General features: G+C 61.0%; 19 protein-coding genes. 15 read left to right on the top strand and 4 right to left on the bottom strand.

Translation table 11 applies throughout. The annotated features are described in order from the left end of the window. The first annotated feature begins 3 nt into the window (after window positions 1–3). The 6 genes from ACO06F_RS05590 to ACO06F_RS05565 are packed head-to-tail and all read left to right on the top strand — an operon-like array spanning window position 4 to window position 7,952. The gene (locus ACO06F_RS05590) at window positions 4–789 is read left to right on the top strand and encodes an ABC transporter ATP-binding protein (RefSeq protein ID WP_421695698.1); all 786 of its coding nucleotides are present in this window, start codon (window positions 4–6) and stop codon (window positions 787–789) included. Further along, window positions 782–2,974: an ABC transporter permease gene (locus ACO06F_RS05585; protein WP_421695697.1), complete on the top strand. Its 2,193-nt coding sequence runs from the start codon at window positions 782–784 to the stop codon at window positions 2,972–2,974. Before ACO06F_RS05590 ends, ACO06F_RS05585 begins: the two co-directional genes overlap by 8 nt. Then, window positions 2,975–3,808, top strand: a complete 834-nt coding sequence (locus ACO06F_RS05580; RefSeq protein WP_421695696.1) for a phosphoenolpyruvate hydrolase family protein — start codon at window positions 2,975–2,977, stop codon at window positions 3,806–3,808. It abuts the gene before it with no gap. Window positions 3,809–3,832: 24 nt separating this feature from the next. Beyond that, entirely contained in the window at window positions 3,833–6,022 is a 2,190-nt protein-coding gene (locus tag ACO06F_RS05575; RefSeq protein WP_421695695.1) for a flotillin domain-containing protein, read from the top strand. Beyond that, window positions 6,022–6,459 (top strand): SRPBCC family protein, encoded by a 438-nt coding sequence (locus ACO06F_RS05570; RefSeq protein ID WP_421695694.1) that lies wholly within the window; start codon window positions 6,022–6,024, stop codon window positions 6,457–6,459. The genes ACO06F_RS05575 and ACO06F_RS05570 overlap by 1 nt, the downstream gene beginning before the upstream one ends. Before the next feature lie 8 nt (window positions 6,460–6,467). Further along, on the top strand, window positions 6,468–7,952 hold the full coding sequence (locus ACO06F_RS05565) for a zinc-binding dehydrogenase (protein ID WP_421695693.1): 1,485 nt from the start codon (window positions 6,468–6,470) through the stop codon (window positions 7,950–7,952). 27 nt (window positions 7,953–7,979) lie between these two features. On the opposite strand, the gene ACO06F_RS05560 is transcribed toward ACO06F_RS05565, so the two are convergent. Next, complete coding sequence (locus ACO06F_RS05560; RefSeq protein WP_421695692.1) at window positions 7,980–8,342, bottom strand: nuclear transport factor 2 family protein; 363 nt, start codon at window positions 8,340–8,342, stop codon at window positions 7,980–7,982. Between the two features lie 212 nt (window positions 8,343–8,554). Then, complete coding sequence (locus tag ACO06F_RS05555; RefSeq protein WP_421695691.1) at window positions 8,555–9,379, bottom strand: helix-turn-helix domain-containing protein; 825 nt, start codon at window positions 9,377–9,379, stop codon at window positions 8,555–8,557. Window positions 9,380–9,532: 153 nt separating this feature from the next. Between ACO06F_RS05555 and ACO06F_RS05550 the strand changes: the two genes are divergently transcribed. The 9 genes from ACO06F_RS05550 (at window position 9,533) to ACO06F_RS05510 (ending at window position 18,542) form a co-directional block, all read left to right on the top strand. Continuing rightward, entirely contained in the window at window positions 9,533–10,687 is a 1,155-nt protein-coding gene (locus ACO06F_RS05550; protein ID WP_421695690.1) for a glycine cleavage T C-terminal barrel domain-containing protein, read from the top strand. After that, a complete protein-coding gene (locus ACO06F_RS05545) occupies window positions 10,684–11,685 on the top strand; it encodes an ornithine cyclodeaminase family protein (protein ID WP_421695689.1) in 1,002 nt (333 codons plus the stop codon). Before ACO06F_RS05550 ends, ACO06F_RS05545 begins: the two co-directional genes overlap by 4 nt. Window positions 11,686–11,744: 59 nt before the next feature. Beyond that, window positions 11,745–13,349 carry an ABC transporter substrate-binding protein gene (locus ACO06F_RS05540; RefSeq protein ID WP_421695688.1) on the top strand — a complete coding sequence of 535 codons (1,605 nt, stop codon included), beginning with the start codon at window positions 11,745–11,747 and terminating at the stop codon, window positions 13,347–13,349. A 7-nt stretch (window positions 13,350–13,356) separates the two neighbouring features. Then, complete coding sequence (locus ACO06F_RS05535; protein ID WP_421695687.1) at window positions 13,357–13,944, top strand: NAD(P)H-dependent oxidoreductase; 588 nt, start codon at window positions 13,357–13,359, stop codon at window positions 13,942–13,944. A gap of 84 nt (window positions 13,945–14,028) precedes the next feature. Continuing rightward, window positions 14,029–14,568: a sigma-70 family RNA polymerase sigma factor gene (locus ACO06F_RS05530; protein ID WP_421695686.1), complete on the top strand. Its 540-nt coding sequence runs from the start codon at window positions 14,029–14,031 to the stop codon at window positions 14,566–14,568. Then, complete coding sequence (locus ACO06F_RS05525) at window positions 14,565–15,263, top strand: anti-sigma factor (protein WP_421695685.1); 699 nt, start codon at window positions 14,565–14,567, stop codon at window positions 15,261–15,263. The genes ACO06F_RS05530 and ACO06F_RS05525 overlap by 4 nt, the downstream gene beginning before the upstream one ends. A 172-nt stretch (window positions 15,264–15,435) precedes the next feature. After that, on the top strand, window positions 15,436–15,957 hold the full coding sequence (locus ACO06F_RS05520) for a fasciclin domain-containing protein (protein ID WP_421696630.1): 522 nt from the start codon (window positions 15,436–15,438) through the stop codon (window positions 15,955–15,957). Between the two features lie 520 nt (window positions 15,958–16,477). After that, a complete protein-coding gene (locus ACO06F_RS05515) occupies window positions 16,478–17,629 on the top strand; it encodes an extensin family protein (RefSeq protein ID WP_421695684.1) in 1,152 nt (383 codons plus the stop codon). A 79-nt stretch (window positions 17,630–17,708) separates the two neighbouring features. Then, window positions 17,709–18,542: an arylamine N-acetyltransferase family protein gene (locus ACO06F_RS05510; RefSeq protein WP_421695683.1), complete on the top strand. Its 834-nt coding sequence runs from the start codon at window positions 17,709–17,711 to the stop codon at window positions 18,540–18,542. Between the two features lie 61 nt (window positions 18,543–18,603). Here ACO06F_RS05510 and ACO06F_RS05505 read toward each other — a convergent pair whose 3' ends face one another. Beyond that, entirely contained in the window at window positions 18,604–18,933 is a 330-nt protein-coding gene (locus ACO06F_RS05505; RefSeq protein ID WP_421695682.1) for an NIPSNAP family protein, read from the bottom strand. Between the two features lie 21 nt (window positions 18,934–18,954). Beyond that, a complete protein-coding gene (locus ACO06F_RS05500; protein ID WP_421695681.1) occupies window positions 18,955–20,340 on the bottom strand; it encodes a PLP-dependent aminotransferase family protein in 1,386 nt (461 codons plus the stop codon). Between the last annotated feature and the right edge of the window lie 14 nt (window positions 20,341–20,354).

Raw genomic sequence — 20,354 nt, 5'->3', positions numbered from 1 at the left:
TCCATGGCACAGCCCACTGCCGCTTCCCGTCTTGCTTCGACCGGCACCTACGCGCTGGACCTCGAAGGCGTGGGGCGGCAGTTCGGCGCCCTCGTGGCGCTTGACGGCATCGCCATGAAGGTGATGGCCGGCGAGCGCCGCGCGGTGTTGGGCTCCAATGGCGCTGGCAAAACCACACTGTTCAACGCCATCACTGGCGATTTTCCACCGACCAGCGGAGCAATCCGCTTCTTCGGTGAGGATGTAACGAGACTTCCCGTGCATGAGCGGATCCGCCGTGGCCTCCGCCGCACCTATCAGATATCGCAGCTGTTCCATGGGCTCAGCGTGCGCGAAAGCGTGTTCCTCGCCTGCCGTGGCGTCTCGCGCGGGCGCTTCTCTCTCGTGCGGCCAGGCCTGCGGGATGAGACCATGGCCCAGGCAGACCGCATCATCCATGCCGTCCATCTTGACCCATTGTCAGAACGCCAGGTGGGCGCCTTGAGCCATGGCGAGCATCGCCAGCTGGAGCTCGCCATGGCGTTAGGCGGCGCGCCGCGCTTCCTGCTGCTGGATGAGCCCGCCGCCGGCCTCTCGCCCACCGAACGGCGTGATCTCGTCGCCATTCTCAATGCTCTGCCATCGCACATCGGTTACATTATCATCGAACATGATCTCGATGTGGCGCTGAAAGTCTCGACCTTCGTCACCATGATGCACAATGGCCGCATCTTCAAGGAAGGCACACCAGACGCGATCGAGAACGATCCGCAGGTGCAGGCGATCTATCTCGGAGGCGGCCATGGCTGAGCCCAAATCCCGGCCGGCGCTGCAGATCAGTGACTTGCACGTCTATTATGGCGAGTCCCATGCCGTGCAGGGCGTTTCCCTCACGCTGGAGCGCGGCATCATCTCGGTCGTCGGCCGGAATGGCATGGGCAAGACCACGCTCTGCAACACCATCACCGGCCTGAAGCAGGCGCGCAGCGGCTCCATCCGGCTGGCTGGCAAGGAAATCTCCCGACTTCCACCGCACCTCATCAACCGTGCTGGTCTCGCCTATGTGCCGCAAGGCCGCCGTGTCTGGCCCAGCCTGACCGTGGATGAAACATTGCGTCTTGCCATGCACGGCACCGAAGGGGGCTGGACGCTGGAGCGCATCTATCAAACCTTCCCGCGCCTGGCCGAGCGCCGCCGAAACGGCGGAGCACAGCTGTCTGGCGGCGAGCAGCAGATGCTGGCCATCTCCCGCGCGCTTTTGTCCAACCCCAGGCTCCTCGTCATGGACGAGCCGACGGAAGGCCTCGCCCCCGTCATTGTCGATCAGGTGCGTGACCTTCTGATCAGGCTCGCCGCTGAAGAAGACGTGTCGATCCTTGTGATCGAGCAGAACATCGGTGTTGCCACTGCGGTCTCGGAGCAGGTGGCCATTATGGTCAACGGCCGCATTCTTCGCATGATGGACGCGCGAGACCTGGCCGCGGACCGAGATCTCCAGCAGCGCCTCTTGGGCGTGGGCCGCCACAGCGAGGATGATGTTCCGCCCTCGGATGAAACGCCGGGGGACACAGCTGCTGACCGCGTGGCGGAAGTGTTCCGCATCGAACGCCATCGTGAAGATGCTTCCGCAGGTGAGCTCCTCCGTGCCACCACCAGTCTTCCCAATCGCTGGGGCGTGGATCTGAGCGCTGCGAGACCGCAGGCCGTAAAGCCACGGGAAGCGGTTGCGGAAGAGGTCTTCGCCATTCCCTTGAGCGAGCGCATCGGCCGCACCGCACTTGTGGCCGGAACCTTTGATACGAAGGGTGTGGAACTGCGCTTCATCCGTGACCGGCTGCGCGCCAAGGGCATCACGGTCAAGACCGTCGATCTGTCGACAAGCGGAAAGCCATCAACCGCGGATGTCAGCCCGCTACAGGTCGCAGCCATGCATCGTGGCGGATCATCGGCGGTCTTCACCAATGATCGCGGCCAGTCGGTTGCCGCGATGTCAGAAGCCTTCGGGCGCTGGGTCGAGCGGGAGCGCGGCATTGGCGGCATCATTTCGGCAGGGGGCTCCGGCGGCACATCACTTGCGACCGCAGGCATGCGCCGTCTGCCCATTGGCATTCCGAAGATCATGGTTTCGACCGTTGCCTCCGGCGATGTCGGCAACTATGTCGGCGCCTCCGATATCCTGATGATGTATTCGGTTTCCGACGTGCAGGGCATCAATGCCATCAGCGAGCAGGTGCTTGGAAATGCCGCCCATGCACTGGCCGGCATGATCGCGGGCCTTCCCGCCGCCGAACAGCGCGAGGCAAGGCGCCGCCATGCCAGGCCCACCGTGGGCATGACCATGTTCGGCGTCACCACGCCCCTGGTCCAGGCTTTGCAGAAGCGGCTAGACGGCGAATATGATTGCCTCGTCTTTCATGCCACAGGCACTGGCGGACGCTCGATGGAGAACCTCGCGGATTCAGGCTTCCTCGCCGCCATGCTGGATGTGACCACCACGGAAGTGGCGGACCTCATTGTGGGCGGCGTCTTTGCCGCCACGGAAGACAGATTTGGAGCAGCGATCCGGTCTAGGCTTCCCTATGTGGGCTCCGTGGGCGCGCTTGACATGGTGAACTTCGGCCCGCGGGACACGGTGCCGGCCAAATTCGCGAGTCGCAAATTCGTTATCCACAACCCCAATGTAACGCTCATGCGCACCACGCGTGACGAGAACCGCCAGATCGGTCAGTGGATTGGCGAGCGCCTCAACCAGATGGAAGGCCCCGTGCGTTTCCTTCTGCCGGAAGGCGGCGTCTCGCTTCTCGATGCGCCGGGCAGGCCCTTCCATGATCCGGAAGCGGACGCCGCACTCTTCGAGGCGATCGAACGCACCATCCGCCAGACGCCGCGCCGCAAGCTGGAACGCGTCAAAGCCAACATCAACGACCCTCTGTTTGTGGACGCAGCCCTCGCTGCTTTCGCAAGCATCATGCCACGCCTTGAAAGGAGAGCCTGAGTGCCGCGCTTCGAACGAACCGCCCTTGTCGAAAAGTTTCAGGATATGAAGCGCCGCCGCATTCCCATCGTCGGTGGTGGTGCCGGCACCGGCCTTTCCGCCAAATGTGAGGAAGCAGGCGGCATAGACCTGATCGTCATTTACAATTCCGGCCGCTACCGCATGGCGGGCCGCGGCTCCCTCTCGGGCCTGCTCGCCTATGGCAATGCCAATGAGATCGTCATGGAAATGGCGCGCGAGGTTCTGCCCGTTGCCCGCAACACGCCTGTGCTCGCGGGCGTCAATGGCACTGATCCTTTCTGCATTTTTGACAAGTTCCTCGATGATCTCAAAGCGGTGGGCTTCTCCGGCATCCAGAACTTCCCCACGGTGGGACTCATCGATGGCGTCTTCCGCGCCAATCTGGAAGAGACCGGACACTCCTACGGCCAAGAGGTGGATCTGATCCGCCTCGCCCGATCGAAAGACATGCTCACGACGCCTTATGTCTTCAACGCAGGCGAAGCCGCAACCATGGCGGAGGCGGGTGCTGACATCATCGTCTGCCATTTGGGTCTCACCACCGGCGGTGCCATTGGTTCTAAGACGGCGCTGAAGCTTGCCGACTGTCCGGCGCTTGTTGACGAATGGTCGGAAGCCGCCCTCAAGGTCAAGCCCGATGCCATCGTGCTCGTCCACGGAGGCCCAGTCTCGATGCCTGAGGATGCGGCCTTCATCCTCAATAACACACGAAATTGCCACGGCTTCTACGGCGCTTCCTCCATGGAGCGGCTGCCGACGGAAGTGGCACTCACCGAACAGACACGGAAATTCAAGGCCATCAGCTTCGGCTGAGGCAGGCTGACAGGAGCAAGTCACATGGCAGCACAGGCGCTCGGAGCATTGATCCTCTGGCTCATCATCGCGGCGATCATCATCGTCATCGCGGTCTATATCCTCCGCTGGCTCTACCAGCGCTCCACCAAAGACACGGCCTTCGTCCGCACCGGATTTGGCGGCGAAAAAGTGGTGGTGAATGGCGGCGCCTTCGTCATCCCCGTGCTGCATGAAACAACGCCCGTCAACATGAATGTGTTGCGGATTGACGTTGCCCGCCGCGAGAGCCACGGCCTCATCACCAAGAACCGCATGCGGGTCGATGTCGAAGCTGAGTTTTTCGTGCGGGTGGGCTCCTCGCGCGAAGCTGTCTCCTCCGCCGCTCAGACACTCAGCCGCCGGACACTCGATCTGGCAGGCATGCGCGAGTTGTTGGAGGGCAAATTCGCAGCAGCACTTCGCACCGTTGCCGCCCAGATGAGCCTTGAAGACATGCATGAGCGCCGCAAGGACTATGCGGAACTCGTGCGCCAGATTGCAGGAGAGGATGTCGCCAGCAATGGCCTCCAGCTCGAAAGCGTGGCGATCGTCGATCTCGATCAGACGAGCCTTGCCTTCTTTGATCCCTCCAATACCTTCGATGCAGAGGGCCTGACGCAGCTCACCGATGCGATCGAAGCGCGCCGCCGCATGCGGAATGAAATCGAGCAGCGCACGCAGGTCGATATCCGTACCCAGAACCTCGACGCGCAGAAGAAGGTACTCGAGATCGACCGTGAGAGCGAATATGCGAGACTGGATCAGGAGCGCGAAATCGAAGTACAGCGCGCCATTCAACGCTCGCAGCTGGTGAAGGAACGCGCTGATCGTGATCGCGAGGCGGAGCAGGCCCAGCTCGCCGCACGGGAGGAGATTGAGAAGTCCAGGCTTTCTCAAGAGCGTGCCATCACCGAGGCCCGCATCCGCAACGAGGAAGATACGCAGCGCCGCGAGATCGCCCGCCGCCGCGCATTGGAAGAGGCCGAACTCAAATCGCGTGAGCTGACCGAGCGTGAGCAGATCGCCCTCGAACTCGAATTGGAGAAGGCCCGCATCGGCCGTGAAGGCGAAGAGCGCGAGCTTGAGGTCCGCCGCCGCCGCACGCTGGAAGTGGCCGAACTCGACCGCCAGATCGTGGTGGCGGGTAAGTCTGTGGAACTCGCCCGGGCTGAAGCCGAGAAGCGCCGCACCGAGATCGCCACCAACCAGGAGGTGGAGACCGCGCGCATTGCCCAGGATCGCGTGCTGGATCAGGTCCGCCTGGAGCGCGAACGCTCGCTGGAATCGCTCCAGATTGCCAAGCGCCAGGCTTTCGAGGAGGCGGAGATCGCCGCGGGCGAAGAGGTGGAGCGCGCGCGCATCGCCACGGAACGTGGCCTTCAGGAAGCCCGCATCATGCGTGACAAGCAGATGCGCCAGCTGGAAGTGGAGCGCGACAAGGATGTCGAGATTGCCGAAATCCAGAAGGCGATTGACCTTGCGCGGAAATCCTCCGAGCGTTCCGCGGCGATTGTAGACGCCGAAGTGGCCCGTGCCCGCGCGGTGGAAGCAGAGGAACGCGCTCTCACCGCGCGCGAGCGTGAGATCGCGGAGCGCCGCAAGCTCACCGAGATTATCAACACTCAGCGCGAAACAGAACGCGATGCGCTGCGGCTCACCTCCAAGGCGGAGTCTGAAAAGCAGGCCGCATCATCCTTTGCCGAAGCCTTGAAGATCACGGCGGAAGGCGAGGCCGAGGCCGAAAAGATCAAGGTAAAGGCCGCAGCCGAAAGGTTTGAGGTTGAGGCCAATGGCCAGCGCCAGATCGCCGAGGCAGAAAACGTCCTTTCAGAGGGCGCCCGTCAATCGCGCTACCGCCACATGCTGCTGGACAAGATGGAAGGTATCGTGCGCGAAAGTGTGCGGCCAATGGAGAAGATCGAAGGGATCCGCATCTTGCATGTGGACGGCGCCAATGGCGGCGGGGGCTCGAACCGCAACGTCACCGACGAGGTGATCGATTCGGCCCTGCGTTACCGCGTCCAAGCGCCCATGATCGACTCGCTGATGAAGGACATCGGCATCGAAGGCGGTGGTTTGGGCCGCATGACGGAGGTGTTGCGGGACGCAAAGGACATCGCAGCCCTCACCAAGGACAAGGCCAATGGCAAGGCAAAGACCTCGCGGCCTGACGACGACGACCGGGACCGCTGATGCCGCAGGTCTTTGTTTCCACAATTGTGGCAGCACCCGCGGGTGCTGTCTGGAGCCTGGTCCGGAATTTCAATGCCCTTCCCGACTGGGCGCCATTCGTGGCCGAAAGCCGCATCGAGCAGAACATGCGGGCGGATCAGGTGGGCTGCATCCGTAATTTTCGGTTGAAGGACGGCGGCGTGATCCGTGAGCGGCTTTTGGCCCTCTCGGATTATGACATGAGCTGCGTCTATGCGATTCTGGAAAGTCCGATGGGGATCGAGAACTACATTGCCACTCTTGCTGTAGCACCCGTTACCGAAGGAGATCAGGCCTTCGTCAGTTGGTCTGCCGAATTCGACTGTCCGCCCGCGCGTGAGGCAGAATTGCTGCGCGCCATTGGGCAGGGGGTGTTTCAGACTGCCCTTTCGGCACTCAAAGCCCGCTTCGCACGGTAAGGCCGGCAATGGTCGAAATCCGCCGGTCAACAGTCATCGACGCCCCTCTCGCACAACTCTGGTCGATCCTGCGCGATTTCAATGGGCATGAGGCGTGGCATCCCACCGTCACCCGCAGCGCAATTGAAGATGGAGCACCCTCGGATATGGTCGGTGCCGTGCGCGATTTCCGCCTGGCGGATGGCGGACGGATAAGGGAGCAACTGCTCGCTCTGTCTGATGAGAACTGCAGCTTCAGCTATTGCATTCTCGAGGCACCTGTACCGCTCATTGGCTACGTCGCGCATGTGCGGCTCCGGCCCGTCACCGACGGTGAGCAGACCTTCTGGGAATGGCGCTCGCGCTTCACCTGTCCGCCGGGCGTGGAGCGTGAAATGCGGCACCTCGTGGCCGAACAGATTTATGCGGCGGGATTCCAGGCCATCGGCAAGAGCCTGCGGGGACTGCCCGTGCGTGCCCCCGCCCGCGCTCCGATTGCAGTCCGGGCGCCCGCTCCGGTCTCACCCCCGCGGCCGGACGAAACACAAGCCGTGGTGATCGAAAGCCACGGCGGCCCCGAGGTTCTTCGCCTGCGGAACATCCCGATTGAACGGCCAGGCCCTGGCGAAGTCCGCATTCGGCAGCGCGCTGTCGGTGTCAATTACATCGATGTCTATACCCGCACAGGTTATTTCGATCTGGTGCGCCCCCCCGGCGTGCCGGGAATGGAAGCCGCGGGCGTTATCGAAAGCACGGGGAAGGGTGTGGTTGATTGGCGCATAGGCGATAGAGTGGCCTATGCCTGTGCGCCGCCTGGCGCCTATGCCGCGCTTCGCGTCATGAAACCTGATCTTCTGGTGCAGCCGCCCGATTTCCTCTCGGATGAGCAGATGGCCGCCTCGCTGCTCAAAGGCATTACGGCAAGCTTCCTGCTGCATGATGTCTATGCACTGCGCGAGGGCGATACGATCCTGGTCCATGCGGCGGCCGGGGGCGTCGGCCTGCTACTGTGCCAATGGGCCAGCGCACTGGGCGCGCGCGTCATCGGAACAACTTCCAATGCGGCCAAGGCCGAACGCGCGGCCGCCGCCGGCTGCGCCCATGTCATCAATTACCGTCAGCAGGATTTCGCCGAAGAAGTCTTGGGCCTCACCAATGGCCGTGGTGTGGATGCAGTCTATGACGCCGTCGGTCGTGACACCTTCGAGAAGTCAATCGAATCCCTGAAAATCCGTGGCACCCTGGTGAGCTTCGGCCAGGCCTCCGGCGATATCGGCCTTTATGAGGTGGGCAGGCTTGCCGGCAAATCTCTGACCCTGTCCCGCCCCAACTACGGCCATTACACGGCGACCCAGGAAGACGTCTCCCGGCAGGCCCGCCGCTTCTTTCAGGCTGTCGCCGACGGTCTGGTCCACATCGGCCAGCCCCGGACTTTCCCTCTTTCTCAGGCGGCAAGCGCCCATGCAGCCCTCGAAGACCGCACCGTCATCGGCTCCGTCGTGTTGCTGCCGTGACGTTGCAAACCCCTGGGGAGCAGCCTTTTACCGCAGCGGGGCCGTATCGAAATATTCGCGCAAGGACACGATGAGGGCGCCTCGCATCTCGACGATGATCGCGAACGGAAAGTCGAAACGGGTATCCTTGTCGATCCTGACGGAGCGGAACAAGCCAGTGATAGCCGCCAGCGGGCCCTGGTCAAGCTCCGTCTCGATGTCGATGTTGACGTCCCGCAGCACTGAAAGGCCCCGCGTGATCGTCGCTTCAATGGTGCTCCGGCCCACCAGCGGTGCGGGATGCAGAGGATTGACGAAAACCCCATCCTCGGCAAACAATCCACCGATCTTGTCCGGGCGCTGCTCTTCCCATGCCGCCAGGAAAGCCCGGCCTGCCACAATTCCGTTCATGTGCAACCACCTGCCTCAGTGCCGTTGGATCTGCTGCTCAAGAAGCTCCGAAGACGCGAGACACCCATAAGGGTTATGCCAGTGTGCCATGGCCCGCCATTTCGCGACACGGGCGCATCGTCATCGGTTTGCAGCGAAAGAGCGTCAACTCGCGAAGGGTCCGGCCTGCAGTGGGCAGGAATCCGCGCCAACTGATTGAGCTAAGAATATATTCAAAAGGCATCCGCCAGCAAGAAACCTCCGGATGCGTTGGCAAGGCGGAACCTCACCTCCTGGGGAATCTCCGGATCATCCGGCTGGTACAGCCGGCAGCGGGCAAGCTCGCCCCTGAAGGTGGCACTGGGCGGCAGCCGCTCATAGACGCTGCGCGTGGCAAAGGGCTGGTGATTGCCGCCGCTCGAGACCGTCAGCATCAGCCCCGTCAAATACTGAAGCTGCTTGCGATGCGACGGAAAAAGCACGGTAAGCGCCGCCAGGTCATTGGAATTCGTCTCGTATTCCAGCAGGTAGATCCGGTCCACGATGTTCTTGAGGATCCCGCGGAACTTCTGCACCACGCGGCTCGACTGCCGGGTGTCCGGAACATAGAGCTTCTGCATGCTCTTGCTGACGATGCTGTCATTTTGCGCAGCGATGACAGTCAGCGAGCGGACAATATGGCCAGACCATACCGGGCTATAGAAGTAGACGGCATACATGCCGCAATATTGTGCAAACGACTTGGGGGAGGAGCCGCCGCCCACGCCAAGCTGAGTGAATGCGAGTTCGAGCAGGCCGAGCGAATTCCGGTTGACCGGCCGTGGCATTACAGTGCGGAGGAAATCGGCATGCGGCATCATGAGTTCATATTCATCGACACCGAAGAAGTCGGACAATTTCCGCAAATTGGCCAGCGAGGGAACGGAGGCTCCGCTCAGATAACGGTTGAACTGCTGACGGTTGATATTGAGCTTGCGGCAAACCCCTGCGATCGACGTGTGGTGCGAGCAGAGGCTGCGGAGATTGGCGGCTAAGGAGTTTTCCGGAGGCGGCGTCATGCAGGCTGGTCCTTTGGGCGGACGCTAACGCGGCTAAGTCTGGCCGCAAAGAAAATTGTGGTTGACGGAAAGCGCAAGCCGAACCTACTCTTTTGGTCGCTCGAGAAGTTCTGCTGACGTCTGAGATGTCCTCTTACATTAAGGATATTGAAGATGTTGCTAGCCGTACTCGATCAATCCCTCGAAAGATCGCCATATTTCGATGCCGCGCACCGGGACGGAGCGTCGTCCTACATAGTTCTGAACCATATGTTCATGCCCTACCGTTACGGCGACCAGACGGCGGAATACTGGTCCCTCGTCAACGACGTGACGCTGTGGGACGTGGCAGCCGAAAAGCAGGTTGAGGTGTCCGGTCCCGATGCCACGGCCTTCATGGATCTCGTCATCCCCCGCAATTTGGATAAATGCCTGCCCGGCCACTGCCGGTATGTGGTGCTGACCGATGCCGATGGGCACGTCATTAACGATCCTGTGCTGATCCGGCTGGAGCAGGAGCGTTACTGGCTTTCCGCCGCGGACAGTGACCTGGCGTTGTGGCTCAAGGGTGTCGCCTGTTTTGCCGGGCTCAACGTCAAGATCAGCGAGCCGGACGTGGCACCCATTCAGTTGCAGGGCAAGAAATCGCGGGACCTGATGGTCAGGCTCTTTGGTGAGCAACTGAACGAGCTCAAATATTACCGCGCCCTTGAAGCGGAGATCGACGGCATGCCGGTGGTGATAACCAGAACAGGCTGGAGCGGTGACCTCGGCTATGAGATCTACCTTCAGGATGTCTCTCGGGGTCTCGAACTCTGGGACAAGGTCAAGGCCGCGGGAGGTGACTTCAACCTGAGGGTCACCGGACCCAACACGATCCGCCGCGTGGAAGCCGGCATCATCGCGATGCGGTCCGACTTCCCGCTGACTGCGAGCCCTTATCACCTCGGGCTGGACCGCATGGTAGACCTGAACAAGCCGGTCGACTTCATCGGCAAGCGTGCACTGGCCAGCTACGCGAAGAATGGCGTCAAATGGAAGCTCGTCTCACTGAAAATCGAAGGATCGGGCTTCTCGAAGGAACCTGCGTATTTTGGCGCAAAGCCGGTGCGTTTCAATGGCAAGGACGCCGGGCGGACAACCGTCATGGTGTTTTCCCCCCGCCTCAACGCCACGATCGGCTATGCGCAGGTCGACGCCGGCGCTTCCGAACTGGGAACGGTTGTCGAGGTCGAGGGCGCGCATGGCGCGGTCAAAGCCACGGTGGTGGAACGGCCCTTCCTCAACGTGGCGGCCGAAGTGCGTGACAGCGCGAAGGTTCCGCAATGAGCACCCCTTCGCTTTCTTTCCTTTACCTGAACAGCAGGGATGTGGAGGCGTCAACGCCCGGCTTTGCCGCGATCTGTGACATCGTGGAGGACGGGCTCAGGGCCCATGGCGCCGGGCAGGTGGTGCTCCCTCCCAAAGGCCACATCCATCTCGACAAGCTCTACAACGGGCACTTCAACATTCTGATGGGCTATGTCGATCCGTTGGAGACGGCCGGTGTCAAGGTCATCGGAGACTACGTCGACAACTACAAACATGACCTTCCTTCCGAAGTGGCGCTGCTGACACTCTATGATCCGCGCACCGGCGTTCCCCTGTGTCTGATGGATGCGACCAACCTCACCTGGCTGAGGACGGGTGCGGTTTCCGGTCTGGGCGCCAAGCACCTGGCTCGCAAATCTTCGCGCATTCTTGCGCATATCGGCGCGCGCGGCACGGCCTTCGCCAATATCAAGGCGATCGCGCAATATTGCCCCATCGAAGAGGTGCGGATCAACAGCTTGCGGGCTGAGACGCGCGAGGAACTCGCCCGCCTGGTTGAAGCTGAACTGGGCATCAAGGCGCGCGCCGTGGAGGATGCCGGTGAGGCGGTCAGCGGTGCAGACATCATCGTGGAGGCGACGCGGCTCGAGCGGCCGCAGAGCCTTATCACGGAGGCCATGCTGAAGCCCGGTGCACTCCTGATCACCTATGGCTGGATCTCGGCGATCGAAGACAGGGTGCCCGAGGAGGCAGACAAGTTCGTCGTCGACGACTGGCGGCAGTGCTGCGAGGGCGGCACGTTCGAGCCGCTCATCCGCAGCGGCCGGCTGACGCGCGATCACCTTCACGCCGAGATCGGGGAGATCGCTGCGGGCATGCGCCCAGGGCGTCAGACCGAGGAAGAGCGCATTGTCTTCTGGCACCGGGGTTTCGCCATCAGCGATATCGCGTTGGGCCGGGCGATCTACGACAACGCCAAAGCAGCAGGCCGCGGCAGCGAGCTTTGGTTGAGATGAAACGCTTTCATTCATCGTGCTTTCGGGCAGGCAACAATTCAAGCGAGGAGGTTACTTCAATGGCATCGGACAGGCTTTCGACGGCAGACGTGTTCAAGGCGCTGAGCGCCGGAAAGATTACCCGGCGTGACGCAGTGATGCTGCTCGCGATGGCGGGGATGGGCGGAAGTGCCCTTACCGGCCTCTCGTCGCCCGTGCGCGCCGCAGCAACACCCAAGTCCGGCGGCCACATGCGCTTCGCGATGGCGCATGGCGAAGTTGCCGACACACTGGATCCCGGTCATGTTAACAATGGCTACACCACTGTCATTGCCTATGCGATGACCAACACGTTGACGGAGGTGGCGACCGACGGTTCTCTTGTCCCGAAACTTGCCGAAAGCTGGGAAGCCTCGGAAGGCGCCAGCAAATGGGTCTTTCGCATCCGCAAGGGTGTTGAGTTTCACAATGGCAAGACGCTGACGGCCAAGGATGTGGTCGCGTCGATCAATCATCACCGCCGGCCAGACTCAACATCTTCCGCCAAACCCATCGTAAGCTCCATCGTGTCGATCGAGCCCGATGGCGGCAACGCCGTCGTGATCAAGCTTGAGAGTGGCGACGCCGACATTCCGTTCAAGTTCAGCACGTTCAGCTTTGGCATCTATCCGGCGAATGAGGATGGGAGCCTGAACTGGCAAGGGATGATCGGCGCCGGTGCCTATAAGCTCACGAAATTCGTGCCGGGGGAGCGGGCTGAGTTCATCAAGAACCCCAATTACTGGCTGACCGACCGTGGCTTCTTCGACAGCGGCGAACTTCTCTCCGTGAAGGATGTGACCGCACGGCAGAATGCCCTGCTGGCCGGCGAAGTTGACGGCATCGACAGGCTCGACCTCAGCACTCTGGGAGAATTCGGAAAATCCCCGGGGATCAAGGTGGACGAGGTGAGCGGCAAGCTGCACTACACCTTCCCGATGTTGACCAACACCGCCCCCTTCAGTGACAATAACGTGCGGCTAGCATTGAAACATGCGATCGACCGTGAGGCGATGCTGGAGGCGATCCTGTTCGGGCATGGTGTTCTCGGAAATGATCAGCCGATCACCTCTGCCTACCCCTTCTTCGCCGCCGACATTGAGCAGCGCACATACGATCTGGACAAGGCGCGCTTCTATCTGAAGCAGGCAGGCATGGAGACGCTTGACGTGAAGCTGAGTGCTGCCAACGCCGCCTTCACGCGGGCCACTGATGCGGCCCTGATCTATCAGCAGAGTGCGGAGAAAGCCGGAATCAAGATAAACGTCGAGCGCGAGCCGGATGATGGATATTGGACGAACATCTGGCAGAAGAAGCCGTGGTGCGCCGCCTATTGGTTTGGCACACCCACGCCGGACGACATCCTGACGCAAGCCTATTCGGGTGGCGCAAGCTGGAATGACACGGCGTGGAACAACGAGCGCTTCAACACCGTGCTGAAGCAGGCGCGCTCCGAACTCGATCAGACGAAGCGGGCGGAGATGTATCGCGAGCTCCAATTGCTCGTCAGAGACGAGGGGGGCGCGGTGATCCCGCTGTTCGCCAATGACGTGTTTGCCACTAGCGACAAGGTTGCGCATGGCAAGCTCGCCAACAACTACGAGGTCGATGGCCGCATGTTCTTTGATCGCTGGTGGTTTGCCTGACCGCGGCATGCGCGTTCTGTGCGTCTTCTGCCATCCCCGCCACGACTCCTTCACCAGCAGCCTCGCCGCGCGCTTCGCGGCGGGGCTGGAGGCTTTGGGCCATGAAGCCGATATTGCGGACCTCTACCGGGAGGGCTTCAACCCGGTTTTGGATGAGCCGGATTTCGCGCAGTTCGACGGCGGGCAAATGCCAGCCGATGTGCTGGCAGAGCAGGAGCGATATGAACGCTGCGATGGACTGGCGCTCATCTTTCCGCTGTGGTGGTACGGGATGCCGGCCCTCCTGAAGGGCTGGCTCGACCGCGTCTTTTCGGCGGGCTGGGCCTACAGGCGCCGGCATGATCCGGTGGGGAGCCTGCTCAAACCGCGCCCCTGCGTGTTCCTGGTCTCCGTCGGGAGTTCACAGCGGGTCATGGACGAGCACCGTTATGATGAGTCCCTCCGGCATTTGTGGAAGGATGGTGTTCTTGGCTATGTGGGCTCAGACCCGATCGGCATCGAACTGTTCCTTGACGCGACGTGGAACGCCGAGGCGCGGGCGCGCCACCTCAATGAGGCTTACCGGCTGGGCAGGGAGTTCGGTCCCGCGCGCTGATGGTCAAGACGGTTGACACGGCCCATCCCTGCGGTCAGGCTCCCATGGCGGCGAATTGAGACATTGAGATATTGAGATCTGCTCATGGCGTCGAGCGACCTGGCCGAACTGATCAGCCATATCGGTATTGGTGACCGGAAGGCCTTCCGGAAGCTCTATGAGCTGACGAGTCCGAAACTTTTTGCAGTCTGCATGCGTGTCTTGCGGGAACAGAGCGAAGCTGAGGACGCTCTGCAAGAGGTTTATGTGAAAATCTGGCACAATGCGCTGAGGTTCAGTGCGGGTGAATACAGCCCGATAAGCTGGCTTGCAGCCATCGCCCGCAATCATGCCATTGATCGTGCGAGATCTCGCAAGCCCCAGGCCATCGAGTTGGATGATAGCGCGGGCGTTGCGGATGAGCTTCCTGATCCAGAACACGCGCTTCTTGCCAAGTCTGAGGGCAAGCGTATCGAACGCTGCCTTGAAGAACTCCAACAGCAGCGTGCGGAAGCCATTCGGGCCGCCTATGTCGAGGGCTATAGCTATCAGGAACTCGCCAGCCGCTACGGCATACCGTTGAATACAATCCGCACCTGGCTCAGGCGAAGCCTCTTGAGCCTCAAGGAATGCCTGCAGCGATGACGAGCGGCACGCGGGAACGCAAGGATGACGAATTCATTGCCGCAGAGTACGTCCTGGGCGTTCTGCCCCATGCGGAACGAACCGAATTTGCGCAACGTCTGCTCGTTGATCAGGAGCTGAAGTCTCGCGTTGACTATTGGGGTGGAAAATTTTCTCCGCTGCTCGATGATGTGGTGCCGGTGGCTCCTCCGGTGTGGCTGCTGAGTTCGCTGGAAAGGCGCTTGTTCCCGGACACTGCACCGGCTCCTGCTCCTTGGCTGGGCCTTCGCTTCTGGCAATCGTTAACCGCCGCGCTGTTCGCCGCTCTCGTCGCACTTACAACCGCCTATTTTGCGGATTGGCGTCCCGGCGGCACGGTGAAGGGCGCCTATGTCGCTGAGTTGAACGGCGATGCGGGACGCATCAAGCTCGTGACCTTCTATGACCCGCGGACCGGCACCCTGCGCTTCAACCGCTTGTCGCCTGATCCGGTGCCTGGCAGGTCATTTGAGCTGTGGCTTCTGGCCGGCAAGAACGCACCGGTTTCGTTAGGTCTCCTGCCTGCTGATGTAAGCGGATCCCTGATCCTTCCAAATGCGCTGAGGAAGGCCGCCGAGGATGCTGTCCTAGCCGTAAGCGATGAACCCTCAGGCGGATCACCGACCGGACAGCCGACGGGCGCCATTCTGGCGGCTGCAAAACTCAATTCGGTCTAGCACCGTAAGCCACGATCACAGCCGTGCACGCATCGCTCACGACTCTGTGTCCAAAATTCTGAAACTCTCTCCGTGCCCATCACGTGACTTGATGCACTGTCGATGATGACAGGCAAAGGGAGATACAATGATGAGCAACTTCAAAGGCGTGCTTCTCGCAGCGTGCACATCCATGGTCCTGGCCTTCAGCACGGGACTGGTCAGTGCAGCGAACCCGAAGGTCGGCGGCGCAGCCATGTTTGAGGACAAGAATATCGTCGAGAATGCGATGAACTCCAAGGATCACACCACGCTGGTTGCGGCGGTTAAGGCTGCAGGTCTTGTGGATACGCTGCAGGGAAAGGGGCCATTCACCGTCTTCGCCCCAACCAATGAAGCTTTCGCGGCGCTTCCCGCCGGCACGGTCGAAAACTTGCTGAAGCCGGATAACAAGGACATGCTGGTCAAGATCCTCACATGTCACGTCGTCGCCGCGGAGGCGCTCTCGGCAGATGTTTCCAAGATGGCCATGGCGGATGGCGGAACGCACGAAGTCACGACGGTCGGTGGCTGCAAGCTTTGGCTCACCGCCAAGGACGGCAAGATCATGATCAAGGATGAAGCAGGTGGAACCGCAATGGTCACGATTGCTGACGTGAAGCAGTCAAACGGCGTGATCCATGTTGTTGACCACGTCCTCCTTCCCAAGATGTAATCTTCAGGCCGCATTGAGAAATCCGGCGCCTGCAGCAGAATGAAGTGCTGCAGGCGGCCCGGGGGGCAACAGATGGAACACCGCCGTGCAGCAGTGAGATGGGCGCTGATCGCGCTCTATGCGTCGGCCGGGGTCCTTCACCTTCTCTTACCGGCGCCGTTCCTGTCCATCATGCCGCATTGGATACCGTTACCGGCCTCTGCGAAATCGCAGGTGCTGCGGGACTGGGGACTAAGAGATGGCGAAGAGGTGCCGGGCTTTGTCTTGCCCTCTATGCCGTCCTGGTGTTTCCAGCGAACATTCAACATGCCATGCAGGACCTCGGCAGCAGCTCCGGCTTGGGCTGGCTCTACCATGTGCCGCGCCTTGCTTTGCAACCGGTGCTCGCGTGGCTGGCGATCTACGCGAGCAGAGCGCCACATCGCACCCCAAGACGTGCTGGCGCCATTTTTCAGCGGGATCATTCTCAAGGGTGAATGTGTTAGCCTAGGTCAATGAATCGGCCGAGGCAGAGAATGATATGATCACGACCACACAGGCGGTGTCTGCCTTGCTTGCAACGCTTGTAGGGACCGGCGCTTCGCTCTGGCTGATGACAGCGAGTGCGGTTGCAGGCCAGCAAGTGCCGTCACTCAAACCCGTGGCCGAAGCGCTGGATCAGATGGGCGATGATTTCTGCAAGTCCTTCAAGCTGAAGTGCCCCGCAAAGCCCAGGCACGCATCACCAGCCGCGAAGAAGCCACAAGCGAAGCCAAAGCCGCAGGCAACTGTACCAGCGCCCAAACCGGTCTTGAAGCCGGGGCAGGTCGCTCCGGCCCAAGTCATCGAAGCACCGCATGAATCATCGGAGGCGCCCATTCCGAAACCGCGGCCGGAACTGCCCCCTGTTCATCAGGCCGAAGCCCCACCCGAAAATCCCGGTGTCCAGCCACCATTGCCCGCCCTTAAGCCCGAGGTGCAAGGCCCGCCGGTGGAGGATTTTGCAAAGCAGCCCTCCGTTTCCACCGAAGCGCCACCTTCCGCCGTCACACCGCCGCCTGTAGCCACACCGCCCACACCTCAGCAAAGGCCGCCTGAAGGTCCTCCCGCCGTTCCAGCTCCCGCAGCAACTGTTGATGCGGGATGTTTATCGCAACTGAAAAATGCCGGCATTGGATTTGAGTCTGCCCAACAGGCCACGGACAAGCCGAACTGCCACATCGGAACGCCGGTTGAACTGTTCTCGGTTGTGTCGGCAGGTGGTAACATCGCGCTTCCGGAGAGGCCGCTGCTCAATTGCAAATTCGCACTGCAATTCTCACTCTGGCTTACAGATGCAGCCGCACCTGGAGTGATCGCCAAGGAAAAATCGAGACTTGCGAAAGTGGCAACGGGTCCCGGTTTTGATTGCCGCGGCCGCAACGGTGATACCACCGCCAAGATCAGTGAGCATGCCTCCGGCAACGCGGTGGATATCACCAGCATCACGCTGGAGGATGGCACCAACATCCAAGTGGCCTCCGCCAGCGACGCCTCGTCGGCATCCTATCAACTCCTGCGCGGCCTGCGAACGACGGCTTGCGGCTATTTCAGTACGGTTCTGGGGCCAGGATCCAACGCCGCTCATGCCACCCATTTCCACTTCGACATGGGCCTTCACGGCAAGAGCGCGAATTACAAGATCTGCGAATGACCCGTTTTGATTCTGCTGCGCCGATGCTGTACACCTCACATACTGTGCCGTGGTGCCAAATCCTCGTGGTGAACAATCCTTGCAAACGGAGCTGCAGGCCTATCTCGACCGGATCGGATACAGGGGCCCGGTTGAGCCAACGCTTCAGTGTCTCGCTGGCATTCATCGAAGCCATGCTCTGACTATTCCCTACGAAAATCTCGATATACAATTCGAAATCCCAATAGACCACGCGATTGACCGGATTTTTGACAAGCTGGTGACCCGCAAGCGGGGCGGCTGGTGCTATGAGATGAACGGCCTGCTTGGCTGGGCCCTTCAGGAAATCGGTTTTGATGTCCTGCGCGCACCTGGGGGCATCCATCGCCGCGAATGTGGTGATCCTGTCTGGAACAATCACTTGGTCCTGCTGATCAAACTCGATCGTTTCTACATTGCTGATCTCGGTCTTGGCGATGGGATGCGCGAACCCCTTCCACTCCAGCCCGGAACCTACCGACAGAGCGAACTGGATTTCCGGGTCGAAGCGTTGGAAGACGATACATGGCGCATCTTCAATCATTCGTTCGGTTATCCAACAGACTACGACCTTCGGATTGAGCCTGCGGATGAGGCCAGATTGAACGCATATGCATCGGAGCTGCAGACGTCGCCAGCGTCGGTCTTTGTGGAAACTCTCGATTGCGAGCTCATGAAAGAGAATTCAATAGCCTGCCTGACAGGTCGCGTGCTGCGCAACAAGACTCGTTCCGGAACGCAGCGGCGCCTGTTGACGTCACCTCAGGACATGCATGACGTGTTGAGGTGCGTTTTCGGCATAGAAGGTGTTGATATTGAACCCATCTGGCCGAAGATCTGCGCACGCCATGCGCATCTCTTCGGTGCAGGGGCGCTTCAAGATGCAGGGGATTGAGGAGCCCTGCCTGCCCCGACTGGTCGGCCACCAGCTTGGTACCGTCCGCCAGGCGGGAGATCTAGCCTCCGATATCATCGGGCGCCGAAGGGCTCCTCGGCAGAAGCACCACGGATCTGATGTTCTCGATCAACGGGCCATCCGCCTCGCTCGAAGCCTTCAAGGCTTTCCAGCCATCGTCGTTCTTGAAATTGTTCCAGCCGCGCGCCATGTCCTCACGGTTCGGCCAGGCGAGGATGTACCAGAGCTCATTGCTGTCCGGCTGGTCCCAGAACTGAATGAGCCTGAAGCCATGCTGCGCGAACAGGGCGAAAGTACCATTGAAGAAGCGCTCCATGAGCGCATCCTTCTTGCTGGGCACGGCGTCATAGTGGCGGAGCTCGTGAATCATCTGTGCGGTTCCATCTGAGGATCAGAGAAGCAGGAAGCTTGAGGGTGGCCGGTTGGCCAGCATTTCTGCGACAATCTGCAGGCCCTGCTGCAACTCGCTTCGGTCCGCGGTCGCTCCCCCCAGGCTGAGGCGCACCGAGTGGGGAGACGTCCCGTGCCCGGTGGCAAAAGCTTCCGCCGGGGTCACCGCAACACCGCGCCGCTTCAGCGAAGCAACGAAACTCTCGGCGCGCCAGGTCTCGGGAAGCTGCAGCCACAGATGCATCGCCGCTGGAAGCGTGCTGAAACGGTGACCTGAGAGAATGCGCTGCGCCAATTCCTGCCGCTTGCGCATTTCTTCCCGCTGCCGGCGCGCGATATCTGCCGCAGCCCCGCTTCCGATAAGGCGGCTCGCAATCTCGGCTGAAAGGGGAGACGTCATCCACGTCGTTGCCGCGAGTCCCGGGATCAGGTCGCTGCCGCGGTCAGATGGTGCCACGATGAAGCCGACGCGCAAACCGGGTGCCACCGTCTTGGACAAGCTATTTATATAGAAGCAGCTCTCCGGCAGCATGCTGGCGAGCGTCGGAAGCGGCTGATCGGAGAGGTGGCCGTAAACATCGTTCTCGATGATCGTGAGCTTGTGCCGCCGCGCGATCTCCGCGATCTCTAACCGCCGTTCAGCGGGCATCACGGCGAGCGTCGGGCTCTGGTGCGTGGGCATGCAGATCAGTGCTGCAATGCGCTCTGTCCGGCAGATCGCTTCGAGCGAGTCCGGTATAATGCCGCCGGCATCCATTGCCACCGAGCGCGTAGTCAGTTGCCGGTTACTCGTCAGGAACCGGATACCGGGGTCGGCCAGCTCCTCGATCGCGACCACGTCTCCCGGCGCGGTCAGCGCGGCGAGAATTGCAGCAGTGCCATGCTGGGCGCCGTTCACCACGACGATATCCTCCGGTGCCATTTCCGGCATGACGGTGGAGAGCCATTGCGCCGCGGCGGCGCGGTGATGCGGCAACCCCAGCCACTGCCGGTGATAGGGCAGGAGCTTGTCCATGCCACCTATGGCCGCTTCCTGCATCGCCTTCGCGACGGCTGCATCCGTTTCAGGGAAAAGCACAGGACAATTGAAACTGAGATCGATGAGATCAGGCTGCGCCCGGTTGGGCTCGGCACGTGACAGGTCCGAAGACCGCGGCGTCACGAATGTACCGCGCCCCACTTCACCTTGAATGAGGCGCCGCCGCTCCGCCAGAGCATAAGCCTTGCTGACGGTGCTGACCGACAATTTGAGGTGCCAGGCAAGTTCGCGATGCGTCGGCAGACGCTCGCCCGGCACGAGGCGTCCCGCGGCAATGTCATCGGCAAGAGCTTCGGCCAAGGCAACGTAGAGGCGGCCCGCGGAACAATCGATCTGAGGTGACCACATAGCTTAATGTATCA

It is taken from the genome of Aestuariivirga sp. (genome assembly GCF_965227715.1).
Classification (GTDB): Bacteria; Pseudomonadota; Alphaproteobacteria; order Rhizobiales; family Aestuariivirgaceae; genus Aestuariivirga.
Note: the sequence above shows the minus strand (reverse complement) of the source record. Positions and strands in the feature narration are given on the sequence as shown.